The 25923-nt window shown below is 56.3% G+C and carries 24 protein-coding genes; 6 read left to right on the top strand and 18 right to left on the bottom strand.

Annotated elements, in window-relative coordinates; translation table 11 throughout:
- Window positions 1-174: 174 nt before the first annotated feature.
- The gene (locus EA20_RS0103620; RefSeq protein ID WP_024965534.1) at window positions 175-1569 is read right to left on the bottom strand and encodes a NarK family nitrate/nitrite MFS transporter; all 1395 of its coding nucleotides are present in this window, start codon (window positions 1567-1569) and stop codon (window positions 175-177) included.
- Window positions 1570-1884: 315 nt separating this feature from the next.
- Here EA20_RS0103620 and narL point away from each other — a divergent pair, with 315 nt between their 5' ends.
- Together narL and mutS are read left to right on the top strand one after the other, a co-directional pair.
- Entirely contained in the window at window positions 1885-2547 is a 663-nt protein-coding gene (narL, locus tag EA20_RS0103625; protein ID WP_038381478.1) for a two-component system response regulator NarL, read from the top strand.
- A gap of 296 nt (window positions 2548-2843) precedes the next feature.
- Complete coding sequence (gene mutS, locus EA20_RS0103630) at window positions 2844-5399, top strand: DNA mismatch repair protein MutS (RefSeq protein WP_024965536.1); 2556 nt, start codon at window positions 2844-2846, stop codon at window positions 5397-5399.
- 185 nt (window positions 5400-5584) lie between these two features.
- On the opposite strand, the gene rpoS is transcribed toward mutS, so the two are convergent.
- The 13 genes from rpoS to cysG all read right to left on the bottom strand — a co-directional run bounded on the left by rpoS (window position 5585) and on the right by cysG (window position 17183).
- Entirely contained in the window at window positions 5585-6577 is a 993-nt protein-coding gene (gene rpoS / locus EA20_RS0103635; RefSeq protein ID WP_024965537.1) for an RNA polymerase sigma factor RpoS, read from the bottom strand.
- 50 nt (window positions 6578-6627) lie between these two features.
- Window positions 6628-7689, bottom strand: a complete 1062-nt coding sequence (gene nlpD / locus EA20_RS0103640) for a murein hydrolase activator NlpD (protein WP_024965538.1) — start codon at window positions 7687-7689, stop codon at window positions 6628-6630.
- Window positions 7690-7850: 161 nt separating this feature from the next.
- A complete protein-coding gene (locus EA20_RS0103645) occupies window positions 7851-8477 on the bottom strand; it encodes a protein-L-isoaspartate(D-aspartate) O-methyltransferase (protein WP_024965539.1) in 627 nt (208 codons plus the stop codon).
- On the bottom strand, window positions 8474-9232 hold the full coding sequence (gene surE, locus EA20_RS0103650) for a 5'/3'-nucleotidase SurE (protein WP_024965540.1): 759 nt from the start codon (window positions 9230-9232) through the stop codon (window positions 8474-8476). Before surE ends, EA20_RS0103645 begins: the two co-directional genes overlap by 4 nt.
- Window positions 9213-10262 carry a tRNA pseudouridine(13) synthase TruD gene (truD, locus tag EA20_RS0103655; protein ID WP_024965541.1) on the bottom strand — a complete coding sequence of 350 codons (1050 nt, stop codon included), beginning with the start codon at window positions 10260-10262 and terminating at the stop codon, window positions 9213-9215. Before truD ends, surE begins: the two co-directional genes overlap by 20 nt.
- On the bottom strand, window positions 10262-10741 hold the full coding sequence (ispF, locus tag EA20_RS0103660; protein ID WP_024965542.1) for a 2-C-methyl-D-erythritol 2,4-cyclodiphosphate synthase: 480 nt from the start codon (window positions 10739-10741) through the stop codon (window positions 10262-10264). The genes truD and ispF overlap by 1 nt, the downstream gene beginning before the upstream one ends.
- A complete protein-coding gene (gene ispD / locus EA20_RS0103665; protein ID WP_200868304.1) occupies window positions 10741-11457 on the bottom strand; it encodes a 2-C-methyl-D-erythritol 4-phosphate cytidylyltransferase in 717 nt (238 codons plus the stop codon). The genes ispF and ispD overlap by 1 nt, the downstream gene beginning before the upstream one ends.
- Before the next feature lie 3 nt (window positions 11458-11460).
- A complete protein-coding gene (gene ftsB / locus EA20_RS0103670; RefSeq protein ID WP_024965544.1) occupies window positions 11461-11781 on the bottom strand; it encodes a cell division protein FtsB in 321 nt (106 codons plus the stop codon).
- 127 nt (window positions 11782-11908) lie between these two features.
- On the bottom strand, window positions 11909-12229 hold the full coding sequence (locus EA20_RS0103675) for a DUF3561 family protein (RefSeq protein ID WP_024965545.1): 321 nt from the start codon (window positions 12227-12229) through the stop codon (window positions 11909-11911).
- 573 nt (window positions 12230-12802) lie between these two features.
- A complete protein-coding gene (gene cysC, locus EA20_RS0103680) occupies window positions 12803-13411 on the bottom strand; it encodes an adenylyl-sulfate kinase (RefSeq protein ID WP_024965546.1) in 609 nt (202 codons plus the stop codon).
- Window positions 13401-14840: a sulfate adenylyltransferase subunit CysN gene (gene cysN / locus EA20_RS0103685; protein ID WP_024965547.1), complete on the bottom strand. Its 1440-nt coding sequence runs from the start codon at window positions 14838-14840 to the stop codon at window positions 13401-13403. Before cysN ends, cysC begins: the two co-directional genes overlap by 11 nt.
- Before the next feature lie 9 nt (window positions 14841-14849).
- Entirely contained in the window at window positions 14850-15758 is a 909-nt protein-coding gene (cysD, locus tag EA20_RS0103690) for a sulfate adenylyltransferase subunit CysD (RefSeq protein ID WP_024965548.1), read from the bottom strand.
- 9 nt (window positions 15759-15767) lie between these two features.
- Window positions 15768-17183 carry a siroheme synthase CysG gene (gene cysG / locus EA20_RS0103695; RefSeq protein ID WP_024965549.1) on the bottom strand — a complete coding sequence of 472 codons (1416 nt, stop codon included), beginning with the start codon at window positions 17181-17183 and terminating at the stop codon, window positions 15768-15770.
- A 288-nt stretch (window positions 17184-17471) separates the two neighbouring features.
- On the opposite strand from cysG, the gene EA20_RS0103700 reads away from it, so the two are divergent.
- A complete protein-coding gene (locus EA20_RS0103700) occupies window positions 17472-17756 on the top strand; it encodes a YciI family protein (protein WP_024965550.1) in 285 nt (94 codons plus the stop codon).
- Between the two features lie 139 nt (window positions 17757-17895).
- Here EA20_RS0103700 and EA20_RS0103705 read toward each other — a convergent pair whose 3' ends face one another.
- From EA20_RS0103705 to cysJ, 3 genes are all read right to left on the bottom strand, one after another.
- Window positions 17896-18627, bottom strand: coding sequence for a phosphoadenylyl-sulfate reductase (locus EA20_RS0103705; RefSeq protein WP_024965551.1), 732 nt, complete (start codon window positions 18625-18627; stop codon window positions 17896-17898).
- 12 nt (window positions 18628-18639) lie between these two features.
- A complete protein-coding gene (cysI, locus tag EA20_RS0103710) occupies window positions 18640-20355 on the bottom strand; it encodes an assimilatory sulfite reductase (NADPH) hemoprotein subunit (RefSeq protein WP_024965552.1) in 1716 nt (571 codons plus the stop codon).
- 84 nt (window positions 20356-20439) lie between these two features.
- Entirely contained in the window at window positions 20440-22245 is a 1806-nt protein-coding gene (cysJ, locus tag EA20_RS0103715; protein WP_024965553.1) for an NADPH-dependent assimilatory sulfite reductase flavoprotein subunit, read from the bottom strand.
- A 308-nt stretch (window positions 22246-22553) separates the two neighbouring features.
- Here cysJ and queD point away from each other — a divergent pair, with 308 nt between their 5' ends.
- A complete protein-coding gene (gene queD / locus EA20_RS0103720) occupies window positions 22554-22913 on the top strand; it encodes a 6-carboxytetrahydropterin synthase QueD (RefSeq protein ID WP_024965554.1) in 360 nt (119 codons plus the stop codon).
- A gap of 106 nt (window positions 22914-23019) precedes the next feature.
- The gene (locus tag EA20_RS0103725) at window positions 23020-23631 is read left to right on the top strand and encodes an inorganic diphosphatase (protein ID WP_024965555.1); all 612 of its coding nucleotides are present in this window, start codon (window positions 23020-23022) and stop codon (window positions 23629-23631) included.
- Here the strand turns inward: EA20_RS0103725 and queE are convergent, their stop codons facing one another.
- The gene (gene queE / locus EA20_RS0103730; protein ID WP_024965556.1) at window positions 23632-24303 is read right to left on the bottom strand and encodes a 7-carboxy-7-deazaguanine synthase QueE; all 672 of its coding nucleotides are present in this window, start codon (window positions 24301-24303) and stop codon (window positions 23632-23634) included. It abuts the gene before it with no gap.
- A gap of 194 nt (window positions 24304-24497) precedes the next feature.
- Here queE and EA20_RS0103735 point away from each other — a divergent pair, with 194 nt between their 5' ends.
- A complete protein-coding gene (locus EA20_RS0103735; RefSeq protein WP_024965557.1) occupies window positions 24498-25895 on the top strand; it encodes an amidohydrolase family protein in 1398 nt (465 codons plus the stop codon).
- Window positions 25896-25923 lie beyond the last annotated feature (28 nt).

The following is a 25923-nucleotide window of genomic DNA, read 5'->3' on the forward strand; positions in this document are numbered from 1 at the left end:
AGTCAGGATACCACTAAAGTGGTAACGTAACTTTCATGTATAACTTGTTGATATATCAATGCAAAAATGACGCCGCCACGCCTGTTCACTGCCTGTTTACTTCCTGCGGCTATTTAGGGGTAGCAGGCATCCGGCGTGCGGCTTAATCTGAAAGCAGCACGCCGGTTATCACACTCAGGCGCTTTTTTTACGCCCGTAAACCAGCCAGGTAATGGCCACGCAGACGACGTAGAAAACCAGGAACACCTTCATGGCATTGGCCGGAGAGCCGGTCATCGCCAGTGACATGCCAAAGGTCTGTGGAATAAAGAATCCACCCAGTGCGCCAATGGCAGAGATGAATCCCAGCGCCGCGGAGGTTTCCGTGACCGCTTCATGCTGTGCTTTCTCATCGCTGCCGCCTTCGGCTTTCACGCGGGCGAGCGTTTGCTTACGAAAGATCACCGCAATCATCTGGAAGGTCGAGCCGCTACCCAGACCGGCATTAATAAACAGCACCATAAAGACGGCATAGAACGCGATAAAAGAGCCAGGCTGACCTTCACCAGGCAAGGTTAAGAAGAGCAGCGCGGTAAAAATGGCCATCACGATAAAATTAAGCAGCGTGACGCGAATACCGCCGAACCGGTCAGAAAGCATCCCTCCTGCCGAACGGGCCAGTGCGCCCAGCAGCGGCCCGAAGAAGGCATAGCGCAGAATAACAATGTCAGGAAACTGGGTTTTCGAGAGCATGGCAAAACCGGCAGAAAAACCGATAAAGGAGCCGAACGTCGCCAGATAGAGCAACGCCATCACCCAGAGATGGGGACGTTTCAGGACCGGTAGCTGCTCTTTCAGCGAGGATTTCGCCGCCGTCAGATCGTTCATACCGAACCAGGCTGCCAGGGTAGCTACCGTCAGGAAAGGCACCCACATCCAGGCGGCATTTTCCAGCCAGATCATCTCGCCGCTATCCGCATGCTGCACGCCGCCGCCAAAGAAGCTGAAAATGCCAAATGAAATCGCCAGCGGCGCGAAGAACTGCATTACGCTGACGCCGAGATTCCCCAGGCCGCCATTAATACCAAGCGCGCCGCCCTGACGTTCTTTCGGAAAGAAGAAACTGATGTTACCCATACTCGAGGCGAAGTTCGCCCCGGCGAAGCCGCAGAGCAGTGCAATCAGGATGAAGGTAAAATAGGAGGTATCAGGATTCTGGACGGCAAAACCGAGCCACAGGCAGGGGAGCAGCAGAATGCCGGTACTGAACGCCGTCCAGCGGCGGCCGCCAAACAGCGGGATCACAAAGGAGTAAGGCACACGCAGCAGCGCACCGGAAACCGCAGGCAGCGCGGTCAGCAAAAAGAGCTGGTCTGTCGTAAAATTAAAACCGACCTTATTAAGGTTCACTGCCACCGCGCTGAACAACATCCAGACACAGAAGGAAAGCAGCAGGCAGTAAACGGAAATCCAGAGGTTACGGTTGGCAATGCGTTTACCGCTCTGTTGCCAGAATTCCGGGTTATCAGGTTGCCAGTCCTCGATCACCGAACCGCTGGGCTTTGGAGAGGATGATGAAATTTGCGACATAGTTTTTCTCACAAAAAGAGTAATATCGCGTCACATCCTGCGCACCACGCCCCTCCTGCAGGTTGATGTACATCAATGAGAGAGCGGGTAAATTCCCGTCGAAAAACCATGCACCATCCTTAATGAGTAGTGACCACACCAATATTAAGGCATTAAGAATCAGGCAATTGAATACAGATTCAGATATGCCCGTTGAATATAATCACCCTACCGGAAATTAATGATTACCTCTTTAGTGGTATGGGGTTAGTGAGTGCAACAGGTAAAATAGCGACAATCTGAGTAATTCCTGCCCGGTAAACCGCGGCACCGACCATGGGAAAGACCTGCGTGAGAGAAGAAGCCGCCTCCATATTACTGATTGACGACCATCCGATGCTGCGCAACGGCGTAAAGCAGCTCATCGCGCTGGACGATCGGCTGCAAGTCGTGGCTGAGGCCAGTAACGGCGTCCAGGGCGTTGAGCTGGCCGGACTGCACGACCCCGATCTGATCCTGCTTGATTTGAATATGCCGGGCATGAATGGTCTGGATACGCTGGTACAACTGCGCACTATCGACCTTTCCGGCCGCATTGTGGTATTCAGCGTTTCCAATCATGAAGATGATGTAGTGAATGCCCTTAAACGCGGCGCGGATGGTTACCTTCTGAAGGATATGGAACCGGAAGAGCTGCTTAAATCGCTGCACCAAGCCGCTGCCGGCCAGATGGTGCTGAGCGAGACGCTGACGAACGTGCTGGTGGCCAGCCTCCGGGAAAACCGCCCTGCCGAAGAGCGGGATATTGAGCAGCTGACCCGCCGCGAGCGCGACATACTCAAGCTTATCACCCAGGGAATGACCAATAAGGCGATCGCCCGCAAGCTGTCGATTACGGAAAGCACCGTGAAGGTTCACGTCAAACATTTGCTGAAGAAGATGAAGCTGAAGTCACGCGTTGAGGCTGCCGTCTGGGCACTGCAGAGTGGTCAGGCCTAGGCACATTAAAAGGATGCGTCTTCACGCTTGTCGTTTTCCCTTTCACCTGGCGGTCATTAACTTACCGCCACGCCTTTTTCACCACTCTGTCTGCCATTCTTCACCTGACATTCTGCACGCTCATTGGTCGATAATTTCTTAGGATTGCGAACCACCTTCCCGTTTTACGGGTGTCGTTCGCGCCTGGGCTGCGTTAAACTAGCATCACCCTCTAAGGCCAGATCCTGTGACGAATAAAACGCAAAAAACCAGCAGGGATTTCACTTTACATTCAATGGATTAGGCAAAGTAATCGTATGAACGATATCACTAAAACCCCCGCCCACACGCCAATGATGCAGCAGTACCTGCGTCTCAAGGCCGAGCATCCGGAAATTCTGCTGTTCTATCGGATGGGGGATTTCTATGAGCTGTTTTATGATGATGCTAAACGGGCTTCTCAGCTGCTGGAGATTTCACTGACCAAACGCGGCGCGTCCGCGGGCGAGCCTATTCCGATGGCGGGCGTGCCCTATCACGCCGTGGAAAATTACCTTGCCAGACTGGTTAACATGGGCGAGTCCGTCGCGATCTGTGAGCAGATCGGCGACCCCGCGCTGAGCAAAGGTCCCGTAGAACGTAAGGTAGTCCGTATTGTCACACCGGGAACCATCAGTGACGAAGCACTGTTACAGGAGCGTCAGGACAACCTTCTTGCGGCGATCTGGCAGGACTCACGCGGCTTCGGCTACGCGACGCTGGATATCAGCTCTGGCCGCTTTCGTCTGGCCGAGCCCGCAGACGCCGAAACCATGGCCGCCGAGCTACAGCGTACCAATCCGGCTGAGCTACTTTATGCAGAAGATTTCCCCGCTTTCTCCCTGATTGAGCATCGTCGCGGCCTGCGCCGGCGTCCGCTCTGGGAGTTTGAAATCGATACCGCCCGTCAGCAGCTCAATCTGCAGTTCGGCACCCGTGATTTACGCGGTTTCGGCGTTGAGAAAGCGGAGCTGGCGCTGCGGGCCGCTGGTTGCCTGCTGCAATATGCCAAGGATACGCAGCGCACCTCACTGCCCCATATCCGTTCACTGATGATGGAGCGCCAGCAGGACAGCATCATTATGGATGCCGCCACCCGGCGTAACCTCGAAATCACCCAGAATCTGGCGGGCGGCATTGAGAATACGCTGGCATCGGTGCTGGATAAAACCGTGACGCCAATGGGCAGCCGGATGCTGAAGCGCTGGCTGCATATGCCGGTTCGCCATCAGGAGACGCTGATCAATCGTCAGCAAAGTATCGGCGCGCTGCAGGATTTTTCTGCCGAGCTTGCGCCTCTGCTGCGTCAGGTTGGCGATCTTGAACGTATCCTCGCCAGACTGGCGCTGCGGACTGCCAGGCCACGGGATCTGGCCCGCATGCGCCATGCTTTTCAGCAGCTGCCACAGATCGACAGCCTGCTGGCCGATGCCGAAACGCCGCATCTGCAAACGCTGCGCAGGCAGATGGGGCAATTTGATGAACTGCGGGATCTGCTGGAAAGGGCCATTATTGAAGCACCACCGGTGTTGGTGCGTGACGGCGGCGTGATCGCGCCTGGCTACAATGCGGAGCTGGATGAGTGGCGCGCGCTGGCCGATGGCGCAACGGATTATCTCGATAAACTTGAGATACGCGAACGTGAAAAGCTGGGACTGGATACGCTGAAGGTAGGCTTCAATGGCGTTCACGGCTATTACATTCAGGTCAGCCGCGGGCAGAGTCATCTGGTGCCCATTAACTACGTACGGCGTCAGACGCTGAAAAACGCCGAGCGTTACATCATCCCTGAACTGAAAGAATATGAAGATAAAGTGCTGACTTCCAAAGGCAAGGCGCTGTCGCTGGAGAAAGCGCTGTATGAAGAGCTCTTTGATCTTCTGCTGCCGCATCTGGAGGCGCTGCAGCTCAGTGCTGCCGCGCTGGCCGAACTGGACGTGCTGGCAAACCTGGCCGAGCGCGCCTGGACACTGAACTACACCTGTCCGACGCTGACCGACAAGCCGGGCATTAAGCTTACCGGGGGGCGCCATCCGGTGGTCGAGCAGGTGCTGAAAGAGCCCTTTATCGCCAATCCGCTCTCGCTCTCACCTCAGCGGCGTATGCTGGTGATTACCGGGCCAAACATGGGTGGGAAAAGCACCTATATGCGCCAGGCGGCGCTGATTGCGCTGATGGCCTATACCGGTAGCTATGTCCCCGCTGAACAGGCTGTTATCGGGCCGATCGATCGCATCTTTACCCGCGTTGGTGCCGCAGACGATCTCGCATCCGGGCGTTCAACCTTTATGGTTGAGATGACCGAAACCGCCAACATTTTGCACAATGCCACCGAGTACAGTCTGGTGCTGATGGATGAGATCGGACGCGGCACCTCTACCTATGACGGCCTCTCGCTCGCCTGGGCCTGTGCCGAAAACCTGGCAAACCGCATCAAAGCGATGACGCTTTTTGCCACTCACTATTTCGAACTGACCACCCTGCCGGAGAAAATGGAGGGCGTGGCGAACGTGCATCTGGACGCGATAGAGCATGGTGATACCATCGCGTTTATGCACAGCGTGCAGGACGGCGCGGCAAGCAAAAGTTACGGCCTGGCCGTCGCCGCGCTGGCGGGCGTTCCGAAAGAGGTGATTAAGCGGGCCCGTCAAAAACTGAAAGAACTGGAAGCGATGTCGGGCAGTGCGGCAGCCACGCAGGCCGATGGCCCGCAGCTTCCGCTGCTGGTAGAAGAGACCTCGCCAGCCGTGGAGGCGCTGGAAGCGCTGGATCCCGACGCCCTTTCACCGCGTCAGGCACTGGAATGGATCTACCGGCTCAAGTCACTGGTGTAAATTATGCCTTCCCGCGTCCAGGCGCGGGCATGGCTTTTCCGGATAGCATTGCGGATACCAGCGGATAATCAAAGGAATGGGCAGGCCGCAACCACAGAAAGGAAGAGCACTGACAGAATAGAGGCAATAAAAAAGCGGTGGTTTGCGCCACCGCTTTTCGCATTCACAACTGAAGTCACTGACGCTTATTCACGGAACAAAGCTTCAATATTCAGACCCTGCGCCTGAAGAATTTCACGCAGGCGACGCAGACCTTCAACCTGAATCTGACGAACGCGCTCGCGCGTCAGACCAATTTCGCGACCCACATCTTCCAGCGTTGCCGCTTCGTAGCCCAACAGGCCAAAGCGACGAGCCAGCACTTCACGCTGCTTGGCGTTCAGTTCGAACAGCCATTTGACGATGCTCTGCTTCATGTCATCGTCCTGCGTGGTATCTTCCGGACCGTTGTCTTTCTCATCGGCCAGAATATCCAGCAGCGCTTTCTCAGAGTCTCCGCCCAGTGGCGTATCGACTGAGGTGATGCGTTCGTTGAGGCGCAGCATACGGCTGACGTCATCAACAGGTTTATCCAGCTGCTCTGCAATTTCTTCCGCGCTGGGTTCGTGATCCAGCTTGTGCGCCAGTTCACGCGCGGTGCGCAGATAAACGTTCAGTTCTTTCACAATGTGAATCGGCAGGCGAATGGTACGGGTTTGGTTCATAATAGCCCGTTCAATCGTCTGGCGAATCCACCAGGTAGCGTAGGTGGAGAAGCGGAACCCTCTTTCCGGGTCAAACTTTTCTACCGCACGGATTAACCCCAGGTTACCTTCTTCAATCAGATCCAGCAAAGCCAGACCACGATTGCTGTAACGACGGGCAATCTTCACTACCAAACGCAAGTTACTTTCAATCATGCGGCGGCGTGATGGCACATCACCACGGAGTGCACGACGAGCGAAGAACACTTCTTCCTCTGCCGTTAACAGGGGAGAATAACCAATCTCTCCCAGGTAGAGCTGTGTCGCATCCAGCACGCGTTGCGTTGCGCCTTGTGACAGCAGCTCTTCTTCAGCTAATTCATTATCAGCAGGTTCATTTCCGACAAGAGCCTTCTCATCAAAAATCTCAGCTCCGTTTTCGTCGAATTCCGCGTCTTCATGTAACTCGTTCACTTTCAGCGTATTCTGGCTCATAAGCGGCTCCTACCCGTGATCCCAGGGCAGAACACCAGGGTTCTGCCGGTTTATCGCTGCGGTAAATAACGCAACGGGTTTACGGATTTCCCCTTGTAACGAATTTCAAAGTGCAATCTAACAGAACTTGTCCCTGTGCTCCCCATCGTGGCGATTTTCTGACCCGCTTTGACTTCCTGCTGTTCGCGGACCAGCATCGTATCGTTGTGAGCATAGGCACTCAGGTAGTCATCATTATGTTTGATGATAATCAAATTACCGTAACCGCGAAGCGCATTACCGGCATAAACCACCCGCCCGGAAGCGGTTGAAATGACGGCCTGACCCCGCGACCCCGCGATATCAACCCCTTTATTGCCTCCTTCAGAAGCAGAAAAGTTATCGATAATCTTACCGTTTGTCGGCCAGAGCCAGCTCCCCACTGGGGTTGAACTGCTCGTTGTGCTGCTAACGGTCGGAGCGGTAACCGGCGCTGTTGTCGTTGCAACAGTATTTGTACCGGATGATGGCAACATCTTGCCTTCATTTGATTTACCTGAATTCCCAGAATACGTAATAACCGGCGGCGGTGCAACCGTTCCGCCTTTAATTTGTGCACTGCCCGGGGTCGCCGGAACGCCGCCTGCGGAGTCATCCGCCGCGGTAATAGCATTGCCGCCGGTAAGCGTGCCACCTGAGCTGTTACTAACCTGCAACTGCTGGCCCACATTCAGTTCATAGGGCGCGGGAATGTTATTTCGTTGGGCTAAATCGCGGAAATCGTTGCCGGTAATCCAGGCGATATAGAACAAAGTATCGCCGCGTTTGACGGTATAAGATTGACCGCTGTAGCTACCTTTAGGAATATTCCCATAAGAGCGGTTGTAAACGATACGCCCATTTTGCGTAACAACATTACTATTATTACCTGCAGTGTTGCCGGAGGAAGCGTTACTGGAAATGGAAGGGCGGGTAACCAGGCCGCTGTTTGCCGAAGCGGCGTCGCTGCGACTGCCCACGGCGCTGATGGGTGCCTGCGTATTGTCTGAGCTGGAACAGCCAGCCAGCCAAAAACTAACAAGTGAAACGGCCGCAATACGGCTCAATGTGAATACTGGGCTTCCCGTGCTCATTTATATCCCCCGCTACGGCAAAACGTTGGTGGCTAACCGCGATGTGCTTTCGATCGGTCACCGATGATAACTCGTAAAAAATGAATGCGATGGTAACAATATCGCCGACCCGGTGCCATTAACAGATGTATGTAAATGCGTATGGTGTCGGGGGCGGTAAATCAGGCCAGGTCGCCTTTGACCAGAGGGACAAAGCGCACCGGCTCCACCGTTTCAACGGAAAATTCCCCGGCCCGACGGTGTATCCGTTTAAGCTGCTGCTGCTCTTCGCCCACCGGCAGCACCAGAATGCCTCCTTCGTCCAGTTGCGACATCAGCTCAACCGGGATCTCTGGCGGCGCGGCGGTGACGATAATCGCATCAAAAGGACCGCGTGACGGCCAGCCCTGCCAGCCGTCGCCGTGACGCGTAGAGACATTATGCAGATCCAACTGCTTCAGGCGGCGTTTTGCCTGCCACTGCAATCCCTTTATGCGCTCAACAGAATAGACGTGCTCTACCAGGTGCGCCAGTATCGCGGTTTGATAGCCGGAACCGGTGCCAATTTCCAGCACGCGAGAGGTGGGCGTCAGCTCCAGCAGCGCCGTCATTTTTGCCACCATATAAGGCTGGGAAATGGTCTGCCCCGAGCCGATCGGCAGCGCCATATTTTCCCAGGCTTTATGCTCGAACGCTTCATCAACGAAACGCTCGCGCGGCACCTCTTCCATGGCTTGCAGCAACCTTTCGTCATTAATGCCCTGCTGGCGAAGCTGCGCCAGAAGCGTATCAATACGTCGAGCTATCATTCGCAGAGGACTCCGGCGCTGGTGAGCCAGTCTGCGACCACCTGTTGCGCCGCGTGGGCCGTCAGATCCACATGCAGCGCCGTTACCGAGACATAGCCTTCATCAACGGCAGCAAAGTCGGTATCCGGGCCGGCATCGAGCTTCTCTCCCGGTGGGCCAATCCAGTACATCATATTGCCACGCGGATCCTGCTGAGGGATCACCTGATCGCTGGGATGGCGGCTGCCACAGCGGGTGACACGAATCCCTTTAATCTCTGAGAGCGGCAGATCGGGCACATTGATATTCAGGATGCGCCCCGTGCGTAACGGCTCGCGCTGCAGGCCACGCAGGATAGAACAGGTTACCGCCGCAGCGGTATCGTAATGCTTGTGGCCGTCAAGCGAGACGGCGAGCGCGGGCAGGCCAAGATGACGCCCTTCCATCGCGGCGGCAACCGTGCCGGAGTAGATGACATCATCGCCGAGATTAGGGCCGGCGTTGATGCCGGAGACCACGATATCCGGTCCGGGCCGCATCAGCGAATTCACACCCAGATAGACGCAGTCGGTCGGCGTTCCCATCTGAACGGCGATATCGCCGCCAGGATAACAAAAGGTACGCAGAGGCGTCTCAAGCGTCAGGGAATTTGATGCGCCGCTGCGGTTGCGATCGGGCGCAACAACCTGCACCTCGGCAAACTCCCGCAGCGCCGCCGCCAGCGTCTGAATGCCCGGCGCATGAATACCGTCATCGTTACTCAGCAATATCCGCATCTTCACCTTCTTGTTCAAGAATTTCACGCACCACGCTGGTGGCAAAACTGCCCGCCGGAAGCCAGAAGTTCAGCCTGAGAGTACGATCGTCTGACCAATCCCAGCGCAAATCGCGGGGGATCACCAGCATCGCGCGGCGCGCCGCTTCCACCCGCTCGCGTTCCAGCAGGGCAATTAACTCTGCTTCCGCCGCCAGGCTATGTTGTTCAAAATCCAGTGCGGCCTCTTTGGTGCCCCACTCGCCGCTTCCGGGTAGCGGCGCCGTTATCCGCAGTTCATTATTATTAACGCGGCTTTGCAGGATTTCGATTTCCGTGGCGTCGGCCACAAACCAGCTCCCTCGTCCGGTCAGCTGTAACGCATCGCCTGACATTACCCTGTGCAGGCCGCCCTGCGCCGCCAGGCGATCGCTCACGACCTGGTTAAACAGCGCGCTGCGGGCAGCGGAAAGCAGAAAGCTGCGCTTGTTACGCTCTTTTACGCGGAGTGTTCCTGCCGCCCAGCGCCGGGCCAGCGTCAGGTTATTGCCCTGATGGCCAAAGCGCTGCTCGCCAAAATAATTGGGTACGCCAGCAACGACGATCTGCTGCAGTCGCGCTTCCGCCGCCGCACGATCGGTAATCTGCCGCAGGATCAGCGTAAAGGCGTTGCCCTGCAGCGCGCCAGTACGCAGTTTACGACGATGGCGGGCACTTTCCAGCACCTCGCAGCCTTCCAGCGAAAATGCAGAAAAGTCTGGCGTCGATTTCCCTGGCACCCGCAGACAAAACCACTGCTCGGTCACCGCATGACGATCCTTCATGCCGGCAAAACTGACGTCTCGTGCAGGAACGCCGGCAAATTTCGCCAGCGCTTCGGCCACAAAGCGGGTGTTACAGCCCTTTTTTCGTACGCGAACCAGCACCTGCTCGCCGTCACCGTCTGGCCGGTAGCCCAGATCTTCGATAACGACAAAGTCTTCCGGGCTGGCCTTAAGGACGCCAGTAACGACAGGTTTACCGTGCAGCCAGCTCAGTGCCTGCAGTTCCATCAGGCGTTCGCCCGGATAAGCAGCGCCACGGCTTCACAGGCGATCCCCTCGCCACGTCCGGTAAAGCCGAGCTTCTCCGTCGTGGTGGCTTTCACGTTAACATCATCCATATGGATGCCGAGATCTTCGGCGATATTGATGCGCATTTGCGGCACATGCGGCAGCATTTTAGGCGCCTGGGCGATGATGGTGACATCAACGTTGCCAATCGCGTAGCCCTTGCTGGCAATCTGCCGCCAGGCTTCACGCAGCAGTTCACGGCTGTCCGCCCCTTTATACGCCGCGTCGGTGTCCGGAAACAGCTTGCCGATATCACCCAGCGCGGCCGCGCCCAGCAGCGCATCGGTCAGCGCATGCAACGCCACGTCACCATCGGAGTGCGCCAGCAGTCCTTTTTCATAAGGAATACGCACGCCGCCAATAATCAACGGGCCTTCGCCGCCAAACGCGTGTACGTCAAAACCGTGGCCGATACGCATTATGCGCTCTCCTTATTTTTTAATTGAGTGAGGTAGAAAGCGGCCAGCGCCAGATCTTCCGGCCGCGTAACCTTGATATTATCGCTGCGTCCGACGATCAGTTCAGGATGATAGCCACAGTACTCCAGCGCTGAAGCTTCATCGGTAATGGTGGCGCCTTCTTCCAGCGCCCGCTGCAGGCAGTTGCGCAGCAGATCAAGCGGAAACAGCTGAGGCGTCAGCGCATGCCAGAGATCTTCACGATCGACGGTATGCACAATGGCATCGCTGCCCGCTCCGCCCCGCTTCATCGTATCCCGTACCGGCGCGGCAAGGATGCCACCAACGCTGCTGGTCGCGGTGATCGCCAGCAGGCGCGTCAGATCGTCGGGATGGAGGCAGGGACGCGCCGCATCGTGGACCAGCGCCCAGCTTGCGGAGGGGGCCGCCTGCAGCCCGGCAAGTACCGAGTCCGCCCGTTCTTTCCCGCCCTTGATCACCGTAATACGCGGATCGCGCGCAACAGGCAGGCGCGCAAACAGCGCATCGTCAGGACTGATGGCCACGATCACCCGGCCAATCACCGGATGTGCCAGCAGCCTGGCGAGCGTATGCTCCAGAATAGTTTTGTCGCCGATAGTGAGATACTGCTTCGGACATTCAGACTGCATCCGGCTGCCGATACCCGCTGCGGGTACGACAGCAATCACGTCCGGAAAGGATGTTGCGATGTTCATGGCTTATCGTAGCTGGCTGTTGGCAGCGCCCTGCTGTGCGTTTCGTTTATTCTGATCCGGCACAAGGCGATAGAAGGTCTCACCGGGCTTAATCATCCCGAGTTCATTGCGTGCGCGCTCCTCGATCGCTTCAGAACCGCCATTAAGGTCATCGATTTCCGCAAACAGCCGATCGTTTCGTGCTTTAAGCTTGCCGTTACTGGCCTGTTGCACCGCAACATCGTCATTAACGCGCGTATAGTCATGTATGCCGTTCTTGCCCAGCCAGAGCGAATATTGCAGCCAGGCCAGTAAAGCAAGTAACAGCAGCGTCAGTTTACCCATCCCCGCCCCCTGAAAAACGGCTCAATCATCCCACAACTTTCCCTCTGACTCCACCCTGGCGGTGAAATAGCCATGGATTGCCGTTCAGGTTATACACAAGGGGGCAAAACAGGAGGGCAACGGCTGCTTACCAGCCGGTAAGCAGGCTGAAAATCAGCCAGAACAGACAGATAACGCTGATGGCGGTCAGTAACAGGGTCAGCAGCAGATGACCGCGCAGCAGCACGCTGGTGGCGATACCAATCAGAACTGAAACCGGCAGGAGGGCCAGGAAGAAAGGCCAGGTATAGAGAAAGAAGAACAGGGTATTCGAACCGTAAAGCATAAAAGGGATCGCCAGGGCAATCCACCAGGAGGCGAAGCCCACCATGCCTCCGGGAAAGGGCCCGGCGCTCTCTTCCCGTTCTCGATCTTCTTTGCGGGCCAGCAACGGCGTAACGTTATGCATAAGTATCCTGTTGATGCGTGACACGACCTGCTCTGAGGCATTTCGCCGTGACTTCTCAATAAAAGATAATATCGCGCTCAGGCGGCAGATCGATGCTTTGCCGGGGTGATTTTGTTACCAATTGTTGGTCACCGATCTGCGCAGTGACGACGGAAAAAGCCTCGTCTCGCTCAGATAAGCATCATTTGCCAGACGTTTCTTTAAGCAAAAATCGTTACATCTCCCGGTTACGTCGATGACCGTCGGGCTCGCGTGCAATGGGCTCGCGGCGCTTTCCGCATCCGCAAAAAACCGACGGTGTCGCTCATATTACTATTATCAGAAACTGCTGGAAGCGATCTGACATGCGTTGAAAGAAAGCCATAAAGGCGGTAAGGATTGAGCAATAACGGCGCGCCTTCGCAGAAACGCAAACCGGTATGTTATGAGGATAAGTATGGCAAAGCGGCGCACTGTCTTCTTTTCTCATATCGATAATGGTGCCAGCCGCAATTTGCGAGTGGGATAATAACCTTCACTGAAATGATGACAGCCGCCGCTGAGCGCCCGCTTCCCTGCAGGCTTGACGTTTTCTTAGCAAGGGATAATCTGCCGGCTGCGCAGTAGAGCCGCAATTTGCTCACACAGCACCTCAACTTTCTCTTCGCCGTTGAGCACCATCTCCGCCCGCTCTGGTGCTTCATAAACCGCATCAATGCCGGTGAAGTTGCGCAGTTCGCCCGCACGGGCTTTTTTATAAAGCCCTTTCGGATCGCGCGCTTCGCAAATCGCCAACGGCGTGTCGACGAAAATTTCGATAAAGCGCCCTTCTCCCAGCAAATCGCGGACCATCTGCCGCTCAGCGCGATGAGGCGAGATAAAGGCGCTCAGTACCACCAGTCCCGCATCCACCATCAGCTTAGCCGTTTCACCCACGCGACGGATATTCTCCTTACGATCCTCATCGCTGAAACCGAGGTCGCGACAGAGGCCATGGCGTACGTTATCACCATCCAGCAGATAGGTACTGATGCCCGCCTTATGCAGCCCCTGCTCCAGCGCGCCCGCAACCGTCGATTTTCCCGAACCGGAAAGTCCGGTAAACCACAGAAGGACGCCCCGATGACCATGCTGCGCCTCGCGTTCGTCACGGGTTACCGCATGCGAGTGCCAGATGACATTTTCATCATGTTCAGCGCCCATTTGACTCCCCGCCCAGCAGATCGCGTGCGCCCCAGTGCGGGAAGTGGCGACGAACCAGCGCATTCAGCTCCAGTTCAAACTGGCTGAAATCACCTTGTAACTGCGCTTGCTGCGCCAGCGGCTCACGGATCATGCCCGCACCAACGGTGACATTACTTAAGCGATCGACAAATATCATGCCGCCGGTCACCGGATTCTGTTGGTAGCTATCCAGTACCATCGGCTCATCAAACGTCAGTTCGACCAGGCCGATCCCGTTCAGCGGCAGATTTTCCACGCTGTGGCGGGTCAGGTTGTTGATCTCCACCTGATGCTCGATGCGCTCAACACGCGCACGGGTTTTCTTACCGGCGATTTTGACGTCGAAGCTCTGGCCGGGTGAGAGCGGCTGCTCAGCCATCCATACCACATCGACGCTGGCGGCCTGCACCGGTTTCAGCGTCGCGCTGGCGTCCACCAGCAGATCGCCACGGCTGATATCAATTTCATCCTTCAGCACCAGCGTAATCGCTTCACCCGCCTGGGCTTCCTGCAGATCGCCGTCAAATGTCACGATACGCGCAATACTGGATTCCACGCCAGAAGGCAGAACCCTGACGCGCTGTCCCACCTGCACCGTTCCGGAGGCGAGCGTGCCGGCATAGCCGCGGAAATCCAGATTAGGGCGGTTCACGTACTGCACCGGGAAGCGCATTGGCTGCTGTTCCACGATGCGCTTAATCTCGACGGTTTCCAGCACATCCAGCAGCGTCGGGCCGCTGTACCAGCTCATCGCTTCACTGGGTGAGGCGACATTCTCGCCTTCCAGCGCAGAAAGCGGAACAAAACGAATATCCAGATCGGTTGGTAACTGTCCGGCGAAATCCAGGTAATCCTGTTTGATCTGCTCAAAAGTCGCTTCGCTGTACTCCACCAGATCCATTTTGTTGATCGCCACAACCAGATGCTTGATGCCCAGTAAGGTGGAAATAAAGCTATGGCGGCGTGTCTGATCCAGCACCCCTTTACGGGCATCAATCAGCAGGATCGCCAGGTCGCAGGTGGAAGCGCCGGTGGCCATATTACGCGTGTACTGCTCGTGGCCCGGCGTGTCCGCGATAATAAACTTACGCTTCTCGGTGGAGAAGTAACGATAGGCCACATCGATAGTGATGCCCTGCTCACGCTCGGCCTGAAGACCATCGACCAGCAGCGCCAGATCGAGCTTCTCGCCCTGAGTGCCGTGACGCTTGCTGTCGTTATGGAGTGACGAGAGCTGATCTTCATAAATCTGACGGGTATCGTGCAGCAGGCGGCCAATCAGCGTGCTCTTGCCATCGTCGACGCTGCCACAGGTCAGGAAACGCAGCAGGCTTTTATGTTGCTGCGCGTGTAACCAGGCTTCCACGCCGCCCTGGTCGGCAATTTGTTGTGCAATGACGGTATTCATCTCGGCTCCTCAGAAATAACCCTGGCGTTTCTTCAGCTCCATCGAGCCGGACTGATCGCGGTCAATGACGCGCCCCTGACGTTCGCTGGTAGTGGAAACCAGCATCTCTTCAATGATTTCAGGCAGCGTCTTCGCTTCAGATTCTACCGCGCCGGTCAGCGGCCAGCAGCCCAGCGTGCGGAAGCGCACCATGCGCTGCTGAATCATTTCGCCAGGCTGGAGGTCGATACGGTCGTCATCCACCATCATCATCATGCCGTCGCGCTCCAGTACCGGTCGCGGCGCCGCCAGGTAGAGCGGCACAATCTCGATATTTTCCAGGAAGATGTACTGCCAGATATCAAGTTCGGTCCAGTTGGAGAGCGGGAAAACGCGGATGCTTTCGCCTTTGTTAATCTGGCCGTTGTAGTTATGCCACAGCTCAGGACGCTGGTTTTTCGGATCCCAGCGGTGAAAACGATCGCGGAAGGAGTAGATGCGCTCTTTCGCGCGGGATTTCTCCTCGTCGCGGCGGGCACCGCCAAATGCCGCATCAAAACCATACTTGTTCAGCGCCTGCTTCAACCCTTCGGTCTTCATAATATCCGTATGTTTGGCGCTACCGTGCACAAAGGGGTTGATGCCCATCGCCACGCCTTCCGGATTGCGGTGCACCAGCAGTTCGGCACCAATCGCCTTCACGGTACGGTCGCGAAATTCATACATTTCACGGAACTTCCAGCCTGTATCCACATGCAGCAGGGGAAAAGGCAGGGTGCCGGGATAAAATGCCTTGCGCGCCAGATGCAGCATCACGGAAGAGTCTTTACCGATCGAATACATCATGACCGGATTACCAAATTCTGCCGCCACTTCGCGGATGATATGGATACTTTCCGCTTCCAGTTGACGCAGGTGAGTGAGTCTTTTCTGATCCATAACTTTTCCTCAAGCCAAATTCACAACGGCGGACTCACGTCCGGCCTGCTGCGCTGAATGTTGAAACCACGCCAGCTGCTGATGCAGATTGACCACTTCGCCAATCACCAGCAGAGCGGGGCTGGGTGCGTGTTGCGCCAGAGCGTCGAGCTGGTCGAGCGTACCGGTCAGAACCTGCTGATCCTGACGCGTACCGCGACCGATGACCGCGACCGGCGTCTGTGCATCACGTCCGTGGGCAATAAGCTGCGCGGAGATATCCGCCGCCTTGACCGTGCCCATGTAGATCGCCAGCGTCTGACGGGCGCGGGCCAGTGAGGGCCAGTCAAGCCCGTCGCCGTCGGCGCGGCAGTGGCCGGTAATAAACAACACGCTCTGCGCGTAGTCGCGGTGAGTCAGCGGAATACCGGCGTAAGCCGTTGCGCCAGCGGCAGCCGTAACGCCCGGCACGACCTGAAAGGGAATGCCCGCCTCGACAGCCGCCTGAAGCTCTTCGCCACCGCGGCCAAAAATAAAGGGATCGCCGCCCTTCAGGCGCACGACGCATTTCCCTTTCTTCGCCAGCGCCACCAGCAGCTGGTTCGTCTCTTCCTGCGGGACGGTATGCGCATGAGCGCGTTTACCGACGCAGATGCGATCGGCATCGCGCCGGACTAAATCGAGAATTTCATCGCTGACCAGATGGTCATACAGCACCACATCCGCCTGCTGCATTACCTGCAACCCGCGCAGGGTCAGCAGTCCGGGATCGCCAGGCCCGGCGCCCACCAGAATAATTTCACCCTGGTTCTCCTGCGGCGCGTCCAGCTGTTCATCCAGCGTGCGTTTTGCGCCTTCCACATTGCCGGAGGCGACCTGGCTGGCAAAAAGGCCGTTAAAGGCAGCTTCCCAGAAGCGGCGGCGATCGGACATCTTGCTGAAGCGTTCTTTCACCTTGCCGCGCCACTGACCGGCAATGGCCGCCATCTGCCCCAGATTCGCGGGCAGCAGCGCCTCTAACTTCTCGCGTAGCAGGCGGGCAAGTACCGGCGCGGTACCGCTGGAAGAGATCGCCACCACCAGCGGGGAGCGATCCACAATAGAGGGGAAAATAAAGGAGCATTTCGGCTGATCGTCCACCACGTTCGCCAGCAGGTGACGGGCGCTGGCGTCATCAAAAACGCGGGCATTCAGTTCCGCATCGTCCGTGGCGGCAATCACCAGAAAAACGCCCGTCAGCAGCTCGCGTTGATAGGCTTTAGCCCGCCACTCGACCAGCCCTTCATGATGCAGCGCAGCCAGTTCCTCACACAGTGCCTTTGAGGCAATCTGCACCCGCGCGCCTGCGCGCCGCAGCAGCTCAATCTTACGCGCGGCCACGTCGCCGCCGCCGACAACCAGCACCGGTTTGTTACGGATATCAGCAAATATTGGGAGATAGTCCACGTCAGCCTTGTCGTTAATAACAAATAGTTAACGCGACTATACGGCCCGCGCCGGAGGCTTATGAAATTACTAATTGGAATGAGTAGTTACCGAATGGAATAACGTGACTGCAAAAGACGACACAAGTCACGCTTAACGGATGATATTGCGGGCATTTCACTCCGGCCGTGATTGTGCCAGGCCTGGCGGGATCGCATAATGATGAGGCAAATAAACCCGCTGGTCCGCCGGTGTTAACAGCCAGACATTTTATCAAACCGGCAGGCCACTCCCCTGACAGGAGTGCTTATGTACATTGTTTTCCTGAACTACACCCGCCCGCTTGAGGAAGTGGAAGCCGTGCTGGATGCGCATATTGCCTGGTTGAATAAATACTTCGATAGTGGTGTTTTTATCAGCGCCGGACGAAAAGATCCCCGCACCGGGGGCGCGATCATGGTGAAAGATATCGATCGCGATCGTCTCAACGCTATTCTGGACGAAGATCCATTCCAGGCCGTGGCGGACTATGAAGTGACAAAAGTGAACATAACCCGCACCGCTGATGGGTTCACTTCGCTGATGGGAATTTAACAGGCCTGTGGCGCTAACCCTGCGGATAAAAGCGGCTATCAGACCTTCGGAATGATGAAAAGGGAAAACAGTGTGTCTGTTTTCCCGTTTGATTACCGACAAGGCGTTGCCGGGATTTGCTGTCCGCAGATAACCACGCTTATTCGTGCAGCCCGCATTCACGCTTCAGACCGAAGAAGCGGGTCTCTTCCTCCGCCATGCCCGGTTCCCATTTCCGCGTGGTGTGCGTGTCACCTACCGAAAGATAGCCTTTCTCCCACAGCGGATGGTAATCCAGACCGTTATCCTTGAGGTACTGATGCACCTGCCGGTTATCCCAGTCGATAATCGGTAACACCTTGAAGACGCCGCGCTGCACGGCCAGCACCGGCAAATGCGCCCGACTGCTGGACTGATCGCGCCGTAAACCGGCAAACCAGGTCTGGCCGTTCAGCGTTTGCAATGCACGGTTCATCGGCTCCACTTTATTGATCTGGTTGTAGCGCTCAATCCCTTCCACGCCCTGCTCCCAAAGCTTACCGTAACGCGCTTCCTGCCAGGCCGCGCTCTCCGTTGCCCGGAAAACGTTCAGATTCAAATCCAGCTTTTCCGTCAGCGCATCAATAAACTGGTAGGTTTCCGGAAACAGGTAGCCGGTATCGGTCAGAATGACCGGAATTCCCGGCCTGGCCTTATTCACCAGATGCAGGCTGACGGCGGCCTGAATGCCGAAACTGGAAGAGAGCACCGCCTCGCCCGGCAGGTTCTCGAGCGCCCAGATCACGCGATCCTGGGCTGAAAGTTTATCCAGCTGATTGTTCACTTCGGCCAGCGCCATGATGCGCTCGACTTTCGGTAACGCATTGAGTACGGCGAGATCGGGTAGCGCCATGTTAAGCCTCCGTTATTGCCAAAAATCGCGGGCCGGATCGCGCACCGGCTCAACTACGCCTGCCCGGACAGTAAAGTCACCAAACCCTTCATCCGCCTCGCGCTCCAACGCCCAGCGCCCCAGCAGTTCATCAAGGTGAGAAAGTATTTCGTCTTCGGTGATATTTTCACGGTACATGCGTGGAATACGTGTGCCGATGCGGTTACCGCCGAGATAGAGGTTGTAACGTCCCGGCGCTTTACCGACCAGGCCAACTTCCGCCAGCAGCGCACGGCCACAACCGTTGGGGCATCCGGTCACGCGCAGTACAATGTGTTCATCGCCCACGCCGTGACGGTGCATAGTTTCTTCCACGCGGGTCACGAAAGCCGGCAGGAAACGTTCTGCTTCCGCCATCGCCAGTGGACAGGTTGGGAAGGCGACACAGGCCATAGAGTTTTCACGCTGGGCGGTCACACTTTCCATCAGTCCATGCTCACGGGCCAGCGCTTCAATACGCGGTTTCTCCGCCTCCGGCACGCCCGCCACGATCAGGTTCTGATTGGCGGTCAGACGGAAGTCGCCCTGGTGGATTTTGGCGATTTCCGCCAGGCCGGTTTTCAGCGGTCGTCCCGGATAATCGAGCAGACGTCCGTTCTCAATAAACAGCGTCAGATGCCATTTCTCATCGATGCCTTTTACCCAGCCGAAGCGATCGCCTCGGGTGGTAAATTCATAAGGGCGGATGGGTTCAAACTTGATGCCCGCACGGCGTTCAACCTCTTCTTTGAACGTTTCAACGCCCACGCGCTCCAGCGTGTATTTGGTTTTGGCATTTTTACGATCGGTACGGTTACCCCAGTCCCGCTGGGTGGTCACCACCGCTTCGGCCACTGCCAGGGTTTTGTCCAGCGACAGATAACCGAACTCGCTGGCGGTACGGGCGTAGGTCGCTTTATTGCCATGCTCAATGGAGAGCCCACCGCCCACCAGCAGGTTAAAGCCGATCAGCTTGCCGTTCTCGGCAATGGCGATGAAATTCATGTCGTTCGCATGTAAATCAACGTCATTATGCGGCGGTACGACAACGGTAGTTTTGAATTTGCGCGGCAGATAGGTTTCGCCCAGAATCGGCTCTTCGTCAGTGGTGGCGACCTTCTCCTGATCCAGCCAGATTTCCGCGTAGGCGCGGGTTTTCGGCAGCAAATGCTCGGAGAGCTTTTTCGCCCAATCGTAGGCTTCCTGATGCAGTTCAGATTCCACCGGATTGGAGCTGCACAGCACGTTACGGTTTACGTCGTTCGCGGTCGCCAGCGCGTCCAGTCCCACCGCATGCAGCATCTGGTGCGCGGGCTTAACGTCACCCTTCAGCAGGCCGTGATACTGAAATGTCTGGCGGTTGGTCAGGCGGATGCTGCCGTAAATCGTATGCTCCTGCGCAAACTTATCCACGCTCAGCCACTGCTCAGGCGTCATAATGCCGCCCGGCAGACGGCAGCGCAGCATCATGGCATGGCGTGGCTCCAGCTTCTGTTCCGCGCGCTCGGCACGGATGTCACGGTCATCCTGCTGATACATGCCGTGAAAGCGGATCAGCAGAAAGTTGTCGCCGTTAAAGCCGCCGGTCAGGCCGTCGTCCAGATCTTCAGTAATGGTGCCGCGCAGATAGTTGCTCTGCTTTTTCAGGCGTTCGGCATCGCTCAGTTTGCCTTCAACCACCAGCGGGCCGGGATGTTTTTCGTTCGTCATGAGGCAATGTCTCTCAATTGTTCGTCTGTGCCGCTGGCGGAAAGTCCGCGCCAGCCGGGCCGGTTATGCCGTTCGGCGATAAACCTAGTACACGTCCCGCTGATAACGGCGCTCAATGCGCAGCTCGCTCAGGAATTCGTCGGCGGTTTCCGCATCCATGCCACCATATTCCGCCACCACGTCCAGCAGCGCCTGCTCAACATCTTTCGCCATTCTGTTGGCGTCGCCGCAAACGTAGATATGCGCGCCCTCTTCAATCCAGCGCCATACTTCTGCACCCCGTGCGCGGATTTTGTCCTGCACATAAACTTTGTGAAGCTGATCGCGCGACCAGGCCAGATCGATGTTGGTCAGCAAGCCATCTTTCACATAGCGCTGCCATTCCACCTGGTAGAGGAAATCTTCCGTGAAGTGCGGGTTGCCGAAAAATAGCCAGTTTTTGCCGGTGGCGCCGTCGTTATCACGCTGCTGCATAAAGGCGCGGAAAGGCGCGATGCCGGTGCCGGGACCAATCATAATCACCGGCGTGTCCGGATTCGCGGGCAGACGGAAGTTGTCGTTATGCTCGATAAACACACGGATCTCGCCATCTTCTTCCAGACGATCGGCCAGATAGCTGGAGGCACCGCCCGCACGGGCGCGGCCATCAATTTCATAGCGTACTGCGCCTACCGTGATATGTACCTCGGTTTCACTTTCCGCCTGCGAAGAGGCGATGGAGTAGAGACGCGGCGTCAGTGGACGCAGCAGCGCGATCAGCTGCTCCGCACTCAGTTCGACCGGTGCCTGGCGAATCATATCGACGATGGGCGTATTTTGCGCATAGTACTGGAGTTTCGTTTTTTCACTCAGCAGCGCCAGCAGCCTTTCATCGCGGCAAAGCCGGCCATATTGCTCAACGATCTGCGGCGTGTTGACCGTCAGTTCAAAATGCTTTTGCAGCGCTTCGGCGAGCGGCAGCGTCAGCTCGTTCACCTGTACGCTTTCATCGCCTTTCAGCCAGACCAGCCCGACCAGTTCCTCCACCAGCGCCGGATCGTTTTCATACCAGACGCCCAGTGCGTCACCGGGACGATAGCGCAGAACGGCATCGCCAAGATCAATTTCGATATGGCGCACGTCCTTGTCGGAACCGCGTCCGGTGATTTTCTGGTTCACCGCCAGGCTGGCGGTCAGCGGCGCTTCTTTGGTGTAGGGCGTGCTGAACACTTCGTTGACGCTGCCCGCCGCGTTACTCAGCGTCTGCGCCGGTGCCGCATCGGGCACGCGAGCTTTCAGGATTTCAACAATCTGTTTGCGCCACGCTTCCGCTTCTGCTGCATATTCGACGTCGGCATCCACGCGGGCCAGCAGACGTTCACCGCCCAGCTCGCCCAGCTTGTTATCAAAGTCTTTGCCCGCCTGGCTGAAAAATTCGTAAGAGGTATCGCCAAGGCCAAAGACCGCAAAAGCAGTAGCGTCGAGTTTAGGCGCCTTCTTCGACATCAGAAACTTATGCAGCGCCACCGCTTCTTCCGGCGGATCGCCTTCTCCCTGTGTGGAAGTGACAACGATCAGCAGTTTTTCCTGTGCGATCTGCTTAAATTTATAATCGCCAGCGTTGACCAGATTCACGTTCAGCTTTGCCGCCAGCAGGTCATCACGAAGCTGTTCCGCCAGACGACGGGCGTTCCCCGTTTGTGAGGCGGAAAGTAGCGTGATCGAAGGGGCTTCAGCCTGCGCCGGCACCTGAGCGACAGCGCTACCGGGCGCCTGATTGACCATGCCCCAGAAATAGCCGGAAAGCCAGGCGAGCTGGGTCGTCGAAAAATCACCGGTGGCCGCCTGCAAGCGGGCAAGCTGTTCCGGATTAAGCGGAAGCAGTGAACCTGGGGGTACCTGAGTCGTCATTGCGTTGAGAATTCCAGTATCGGGAGCCGGGCCGTCAAGACAGCATTGTAAGCGTAGGGTAACGACTCGCCTGATAACCCTTAAATAAGGGTTGGTCATATTAAATAACCAAAAGAACTAAACAGTTTTCCGGGTAAAACCTAACAACGAAACAGATTTATTATTTCCATAACTTTCATAGAGTTAAATTTTGCAGCATGCCAGGGGGCTGGCGGCAGCCGCCCAGGAGGGGGAAACGGATGCGTAAAAAAGGATTTTCGGGTAGACTTCGCCAGCTTTTTCCAGGAAATGAATACTGAGACCGCCACATGACTACCACGCTGTTTAAAGATTTTCAATTCGAGGCTGCCCACCATCTGCCTAACGTTCCCGCCGGCCATAAATGCGGTCGTCTGCACGGGCACTCCTTTCTGGTGCGGCTCGAAATCACCGGCGAAGTGAATGCGCATACCGGCTGGGTCATGGATTTTGCCGAGCTGAAAGCGGCCTTTAAGCCGGTTTACAATCGCTTGGATCATTACTATCTCAACGAGATCCCGGGGCTTGAGAATCCGACCAGCGAAGTGCTGGCGAAATGGATTTGGGAACAGATGAAACCGGTGCTGCCGTTGCTCAGCGCGGTGATGATCAAAGAAACCTGCACGGCTGGCTGCGTTTATAAAGGCTAATCCGGCTCGGGATCGGCCTGGGCCGATCCGCCCCCTTCTGTCATCTTTCTGTCATCCTGCTTCACTACGTTGTTGGCTCCTTCATTAAAGATCGAGAGAATCAACAATGAAACTGGTTAAAAATCTGTCCGTTGCAGCCGTGCTGGTTGCCGCCTGCTGCCAGGCAAGCGCCATGAATATTCTGGACTTCCCCCAGCCTGAAAATAACCCTGACGAATTCTATGCGCTGACCGAAATTCCGGCCGGCAGCATGATCAAATATGAAACCGACGCCAAAACCGGCTTTATCGTGGCTGACCGTTTCCAGTCCATGCCGGTAGCTTACCCGGCAAACTATGGATCCATTACCCAGTCTCTGGGCGGGGATAACGATCCGCTGGATGTGATCTTTTATACCCGCGCACCGCTGGCCCCAGGCACTTTAATCAAACTGCGTCCGATAGGTGTACTGAAGATGATCGATGGCGGCGAGTCAGATGACAAGATCGTGGCCGTCCCGGCCAGTAAAATCGACCCGACCTACGATGATATACAGTCGCTGGACGATCTGCCAAAAATGGAAAAGGAGCGCCTTGAAGCCTTTTTCCGCGTTTATAAGCAGCTGCCGGAAGGCCGTAAAAAGGTCGAACTGGCGGGGTTTAACGATACGGCTGCCGCGAAAACGGAAATCAGCGCTGCTTATCAGGCATGGAAAACAAAAGCAGCGCAAACGCCGTAATCAGGCGATATTGAGGTACTTATGCGTCTGCATGGAGAGCCGCCAGTTATATTTGATGCAGGTTTCAATGCAGAGTCTGGTGGCATCTTCTTTCTGGCTGATCGGCTGCAGCGCGATAATCCGCGCTTTGTCGTCATCAAGCGTATTCAGCAGCGCCTGCAGCGCCTCAATGTCCCGCTGGCGGGCGACAGGATGCTTAACCTCATCGGCCCGTACCAGCGCCTGGTTCAGTACATCATACCCGCCGCGCATATTTACCTTAGGTGAAACGGTTACCCAGGTTTTCTCGCTACAGCGCACTTCATGCGTCCCGCTCGTTTCAATCTGGCAGCTAAAGCCGTGCTGCTCCAGCGTCTGCGTCAGCGGCGTCAGATCGTAAATAGAAGGTTCACCACCGGTGATCACTACGTGGCGGGCCGTCCAGCCGTGGGTGCGAATAGTGCTTAACAGCGCAGCGGCATCGGCATTTCCCCAGGCATCCGTTTCCACGGTTTTCAGCAGAATATCGCCCAGCGACGTCTCCCGATCGGCCAGCTTATCCCACGTGTGTTTGGTGTCACACCAGCTACAGCCCACCGGGCATCCCTGAAGGCGGATAAAAATTGCCGGCACGCCGGTATAAAACCCTTCGCCCTGCAACGTCTGGAACATTTCATTAATCGGGTACTGCATCACTTTCTCGACCGGGAGTTAAATTAAGGGCGCAGAGTATGGCAGATCGGACCGGCATTACCAACTCGCTTTGTGTGGCAGGATACGTCAGAGAAAGTGCCGGACAGGCTGCAATTCTGCAAACATTAGATTGCTAGCAATCCTGATTTGACTATGATGAACAGTCACTAAGCCACAGGAACAAGGGACTCACCGTGCACACTTCAGAAAAAAGCCGCAGACACTTTCTTTCTCACAGCGCCCGGTTAACTGCCGGTGGCGCGTTGTTAGCTTCCGGCATGGCCAGCACTGCCACCGCCAGCTCAACCGGTAGCCGGCCTATCTGTGAGGAGGCGCCAGCCGTTAGATCCATCACCGCTTCACACTATCAGTTGCGTAATGTTCGTCTTGAAGAGGGCTTTGAGCGTGAAGGCGAAACGACAATCGCGACAAAAACCGCGCTTTACGATCTGGAAATTAACCAGGGGAAAATTACCGCCATTGAGCCGGTAAAAAATCGCCTTAAGGGCACGTTACCTGCCTTTGACGCGCAGGGATTACTGCTGCTGCCCGCCACCCGTGATATGCATATCCATCTGGATAAAACCTTTTACGGCGGCCCCTGGGAAGCCCCGCGTCCCAGAAAAGGCAAAACCATTATGGATATGATCGCCCGCGAACAGACGATCATTCCCCGGCTGTTACCTGATTCCGTTCAGCATGCAGAAGCCCTTATCGCGCTGCTGCAGGCGAAGGGCACCACCGTCGCCCGCAGCCACTGCAATATCGATCCGGTCAGCGGGCTGAAAAGCCTGGAGCATTTACAGACTGCACTGCAAAAACATCAGCAGGATTTCAGCTGTGAGATCGTCGCCTTTCCCCAGCACGGTCTGCTGCATTCCAACGTGGATGGCCTGATGCGCGAAGCGATGCAGATGGGCGTGCAGTATGTTGGTGGGCTTGATCCCACTAACGTCGATGGCGCGATGGAAAAATCGCTGGATGCCATGTTCCGCATTGCGCTGGATATGCATAAAGGCGTCGATATTCATCTGCATGAAACCTCGCCTGCCGGCATTGCCGCCGTGAAATATATGATCAAAACCGTCGCGCAGAACCCACAGCTGAAAGGAAAGGTCACGCTGAGTCACGGCTTCGCCCTCTCCGTTATGGCGGATGATGAGCTGGAAGAGGTTATAAATGGGCTGGCAGAACAGCAATTCTCCGTGGCGTCTACCGTGCCGATTGGCAAAAGATCGATGCCGCTACCGCAACTGAGTGAAAAAGGGATTCTGGTGATGACCGGTACCGACAGCGTTATCGATCACTGGTCGCCCTTTGGCACGGGCAGCATGCTGGAGAAAGCGAATCTGTATGCCCAGCTTTATGGCAATATCGACGAATTCAGCCTGAGCCGGTCGCTGGCGATCGCCACCGGGAATATTTTACCGCTCAGCGATACCGGCGAACGACAGTGGCCGGTCCTGAATTCGCCAGCAGAAATGATGCTGGTCTCGGCCAGCTGTTCTGCCGAAGCGGTAGCCCGTCTTTCTGACGTGCGCGCCACTTTCCACCAGGGCAGGCTGGTCTCGGGCGCGGTAAGCAAGGCGTAAAAAAGCCAGGCCCGGATCAACCGGTGCC

The organism is Pantoea sp. IMH (assembly GCF_000599885.1).
In the GTDB taxonomy this organism is placed as follows: Bacteria; Pseudomonadota; Gammaproteobacteria; order Enterobacterales; family Enterobacteriaceae; genus Erwinia.

Bases quoted from the DNA above. Each gene is read 5' to 3' on its own strand.
- ftsB (WP_024965544.1), bottom strand. From the start codon at position 11,781: ATGGGTAAACTGACGCTGCTGTTACTTGCTTTACTGGCCTGGCTGCAA.
- queE (WP_024965556.1), bottom strand. From the start codon at position 24,303: ATGCAGTACCCGATTAATGAAATGTTCCAGACGTTGCAGGGCGAAGGG.
- mutS (WP_024965536.1), top strand. From the start codon at position 2,844: ATGAACGATATCACTAAAACCCCCGCCCACACGCCAATGATGCAGCAG.
- EA20_RS0103700 (WP_024965550.1), top strand. From the start codon at position 17,472: ATGTACATTGTTTTCCTGAACTACACCCGCCCGCTTGAGGAAGTGGAA.
- cysN (WP_024965547.1), bottom strand. From the start codon at position 14,840: ATGAATACCGTCATTGCACAACAAATTGCCGACCAGGGCGGCGTGGAA.
- EA20_RS0103620 (WP_024965534.1), bottom strand. From the start codon at position 1,569: ATGTCGCAAATTTCATCATCCTCTCCAAAGCCCAGCGGTTCGGTGATC.
- queD (WP_024965554.1), top strand. From the start codon at position 22,554: ATGACTACCACGCTGTTTAAAGATTTTCAATTCGAGGCTGCCCACCAT.
- surE (WP_024965540.1), bottom strand. From the start codon at position 9,232: ATGCGGATATTGCTGAGTAACGATGACGGTATTCATGCGCCGGGCATT.
- narL (WP_038381478.1), top strand. From the start codon at position 1,885: ATGGGAAAGACCTGCGTGAGAGAAGAAGCCGCCTCCATATTACTGATT.
- nlpD (WP_024965538.1), bottom strand. From the start codon at position 7,689: ATGAGCACGGGAAGCCCAGTATTCACATTGAGCCGTATTGCGGCCGTT.
- EA20_RS0103705 (WP_024965551.1), bottom strand. From the start codon at position 18,627: ATGGCGCTACCCGATCTCGCCGTACTCAATGCGTTACCGAAAGTCGAG.
- EA20_RS0103675 (WP_024965545.1), bottom strand. From the start codon at position 12,229: ATGCATAACGTTACGCCGTTGCTGGCCCGCAAAGAAGATCGAGAACGG.
- cysJ (WP_024965553.1), bottom strand. From the start codon at position 22,245: ATGACGACTCAGGTACCCCCAGGTTCACTGCTTCCGCTTAATCCGGAA.
- ispD (WP_200868304.1), bottom strand. From the start codon at position 11,457: ATGAACATCGCAACATCCTTTCCGGACGTGATTGCTGTCGTACCCGCA.
- cysD (WP_024965548.1), bottom strand. From the start codon at position 15,758: ATGGATCAGAAAAGACTCACTCACCTGCGTCAACTGGAAGCGGAAAGT.
- ispF (WP_024965542.1), bottom strand. From the start codon at position 10,741: ATGCGTATCGGCCACGGTTTTGACGTACACGCGTTTGGCGGCGAAGGC.
- rpoS (WP_024965537.1), bottom strand. From the start codon at position 6,577: ATGAGCCAGAATACGCTGAAAGTGAACGAGTTACATGAAGACGCGGAA.
- EA20_RS0103645 (WP_024965539.1), bottom strand. From the start codon at position 8,477: ATGATAGCTCGACGTATTGATACGCTTCTGGCGCAGCTTCGCCAGCAG.
- cysI (WP_024965552.1), bottom strand. From the start codon at position 20,355: ATGACGAACGAAAAACATCCCGGCCCGCTGGTGGTTGAAGGCAAACTG.
- cysC (WP_024965546.1), bottom strand. From the start codon at position 13,411: ATGGGCGCTGAACATGATGAAAATGTCATCTGGCACTCGCATGCGGTA.
- EA20_RS0103725 (WP_024965555.1), top strand. From the start codon at position 23,020: ATGAAACTGGTTAAAAATCTGTCCGTTGCAGCCGTGCTGGTTGCCGCC.
- truD (WP_024965541.1), bottom strand. From the start codon at position 10,262: ATGGAACTGCAGGCACTGAGCTGGCTGCACGGTAAACCTGTCGTTACT.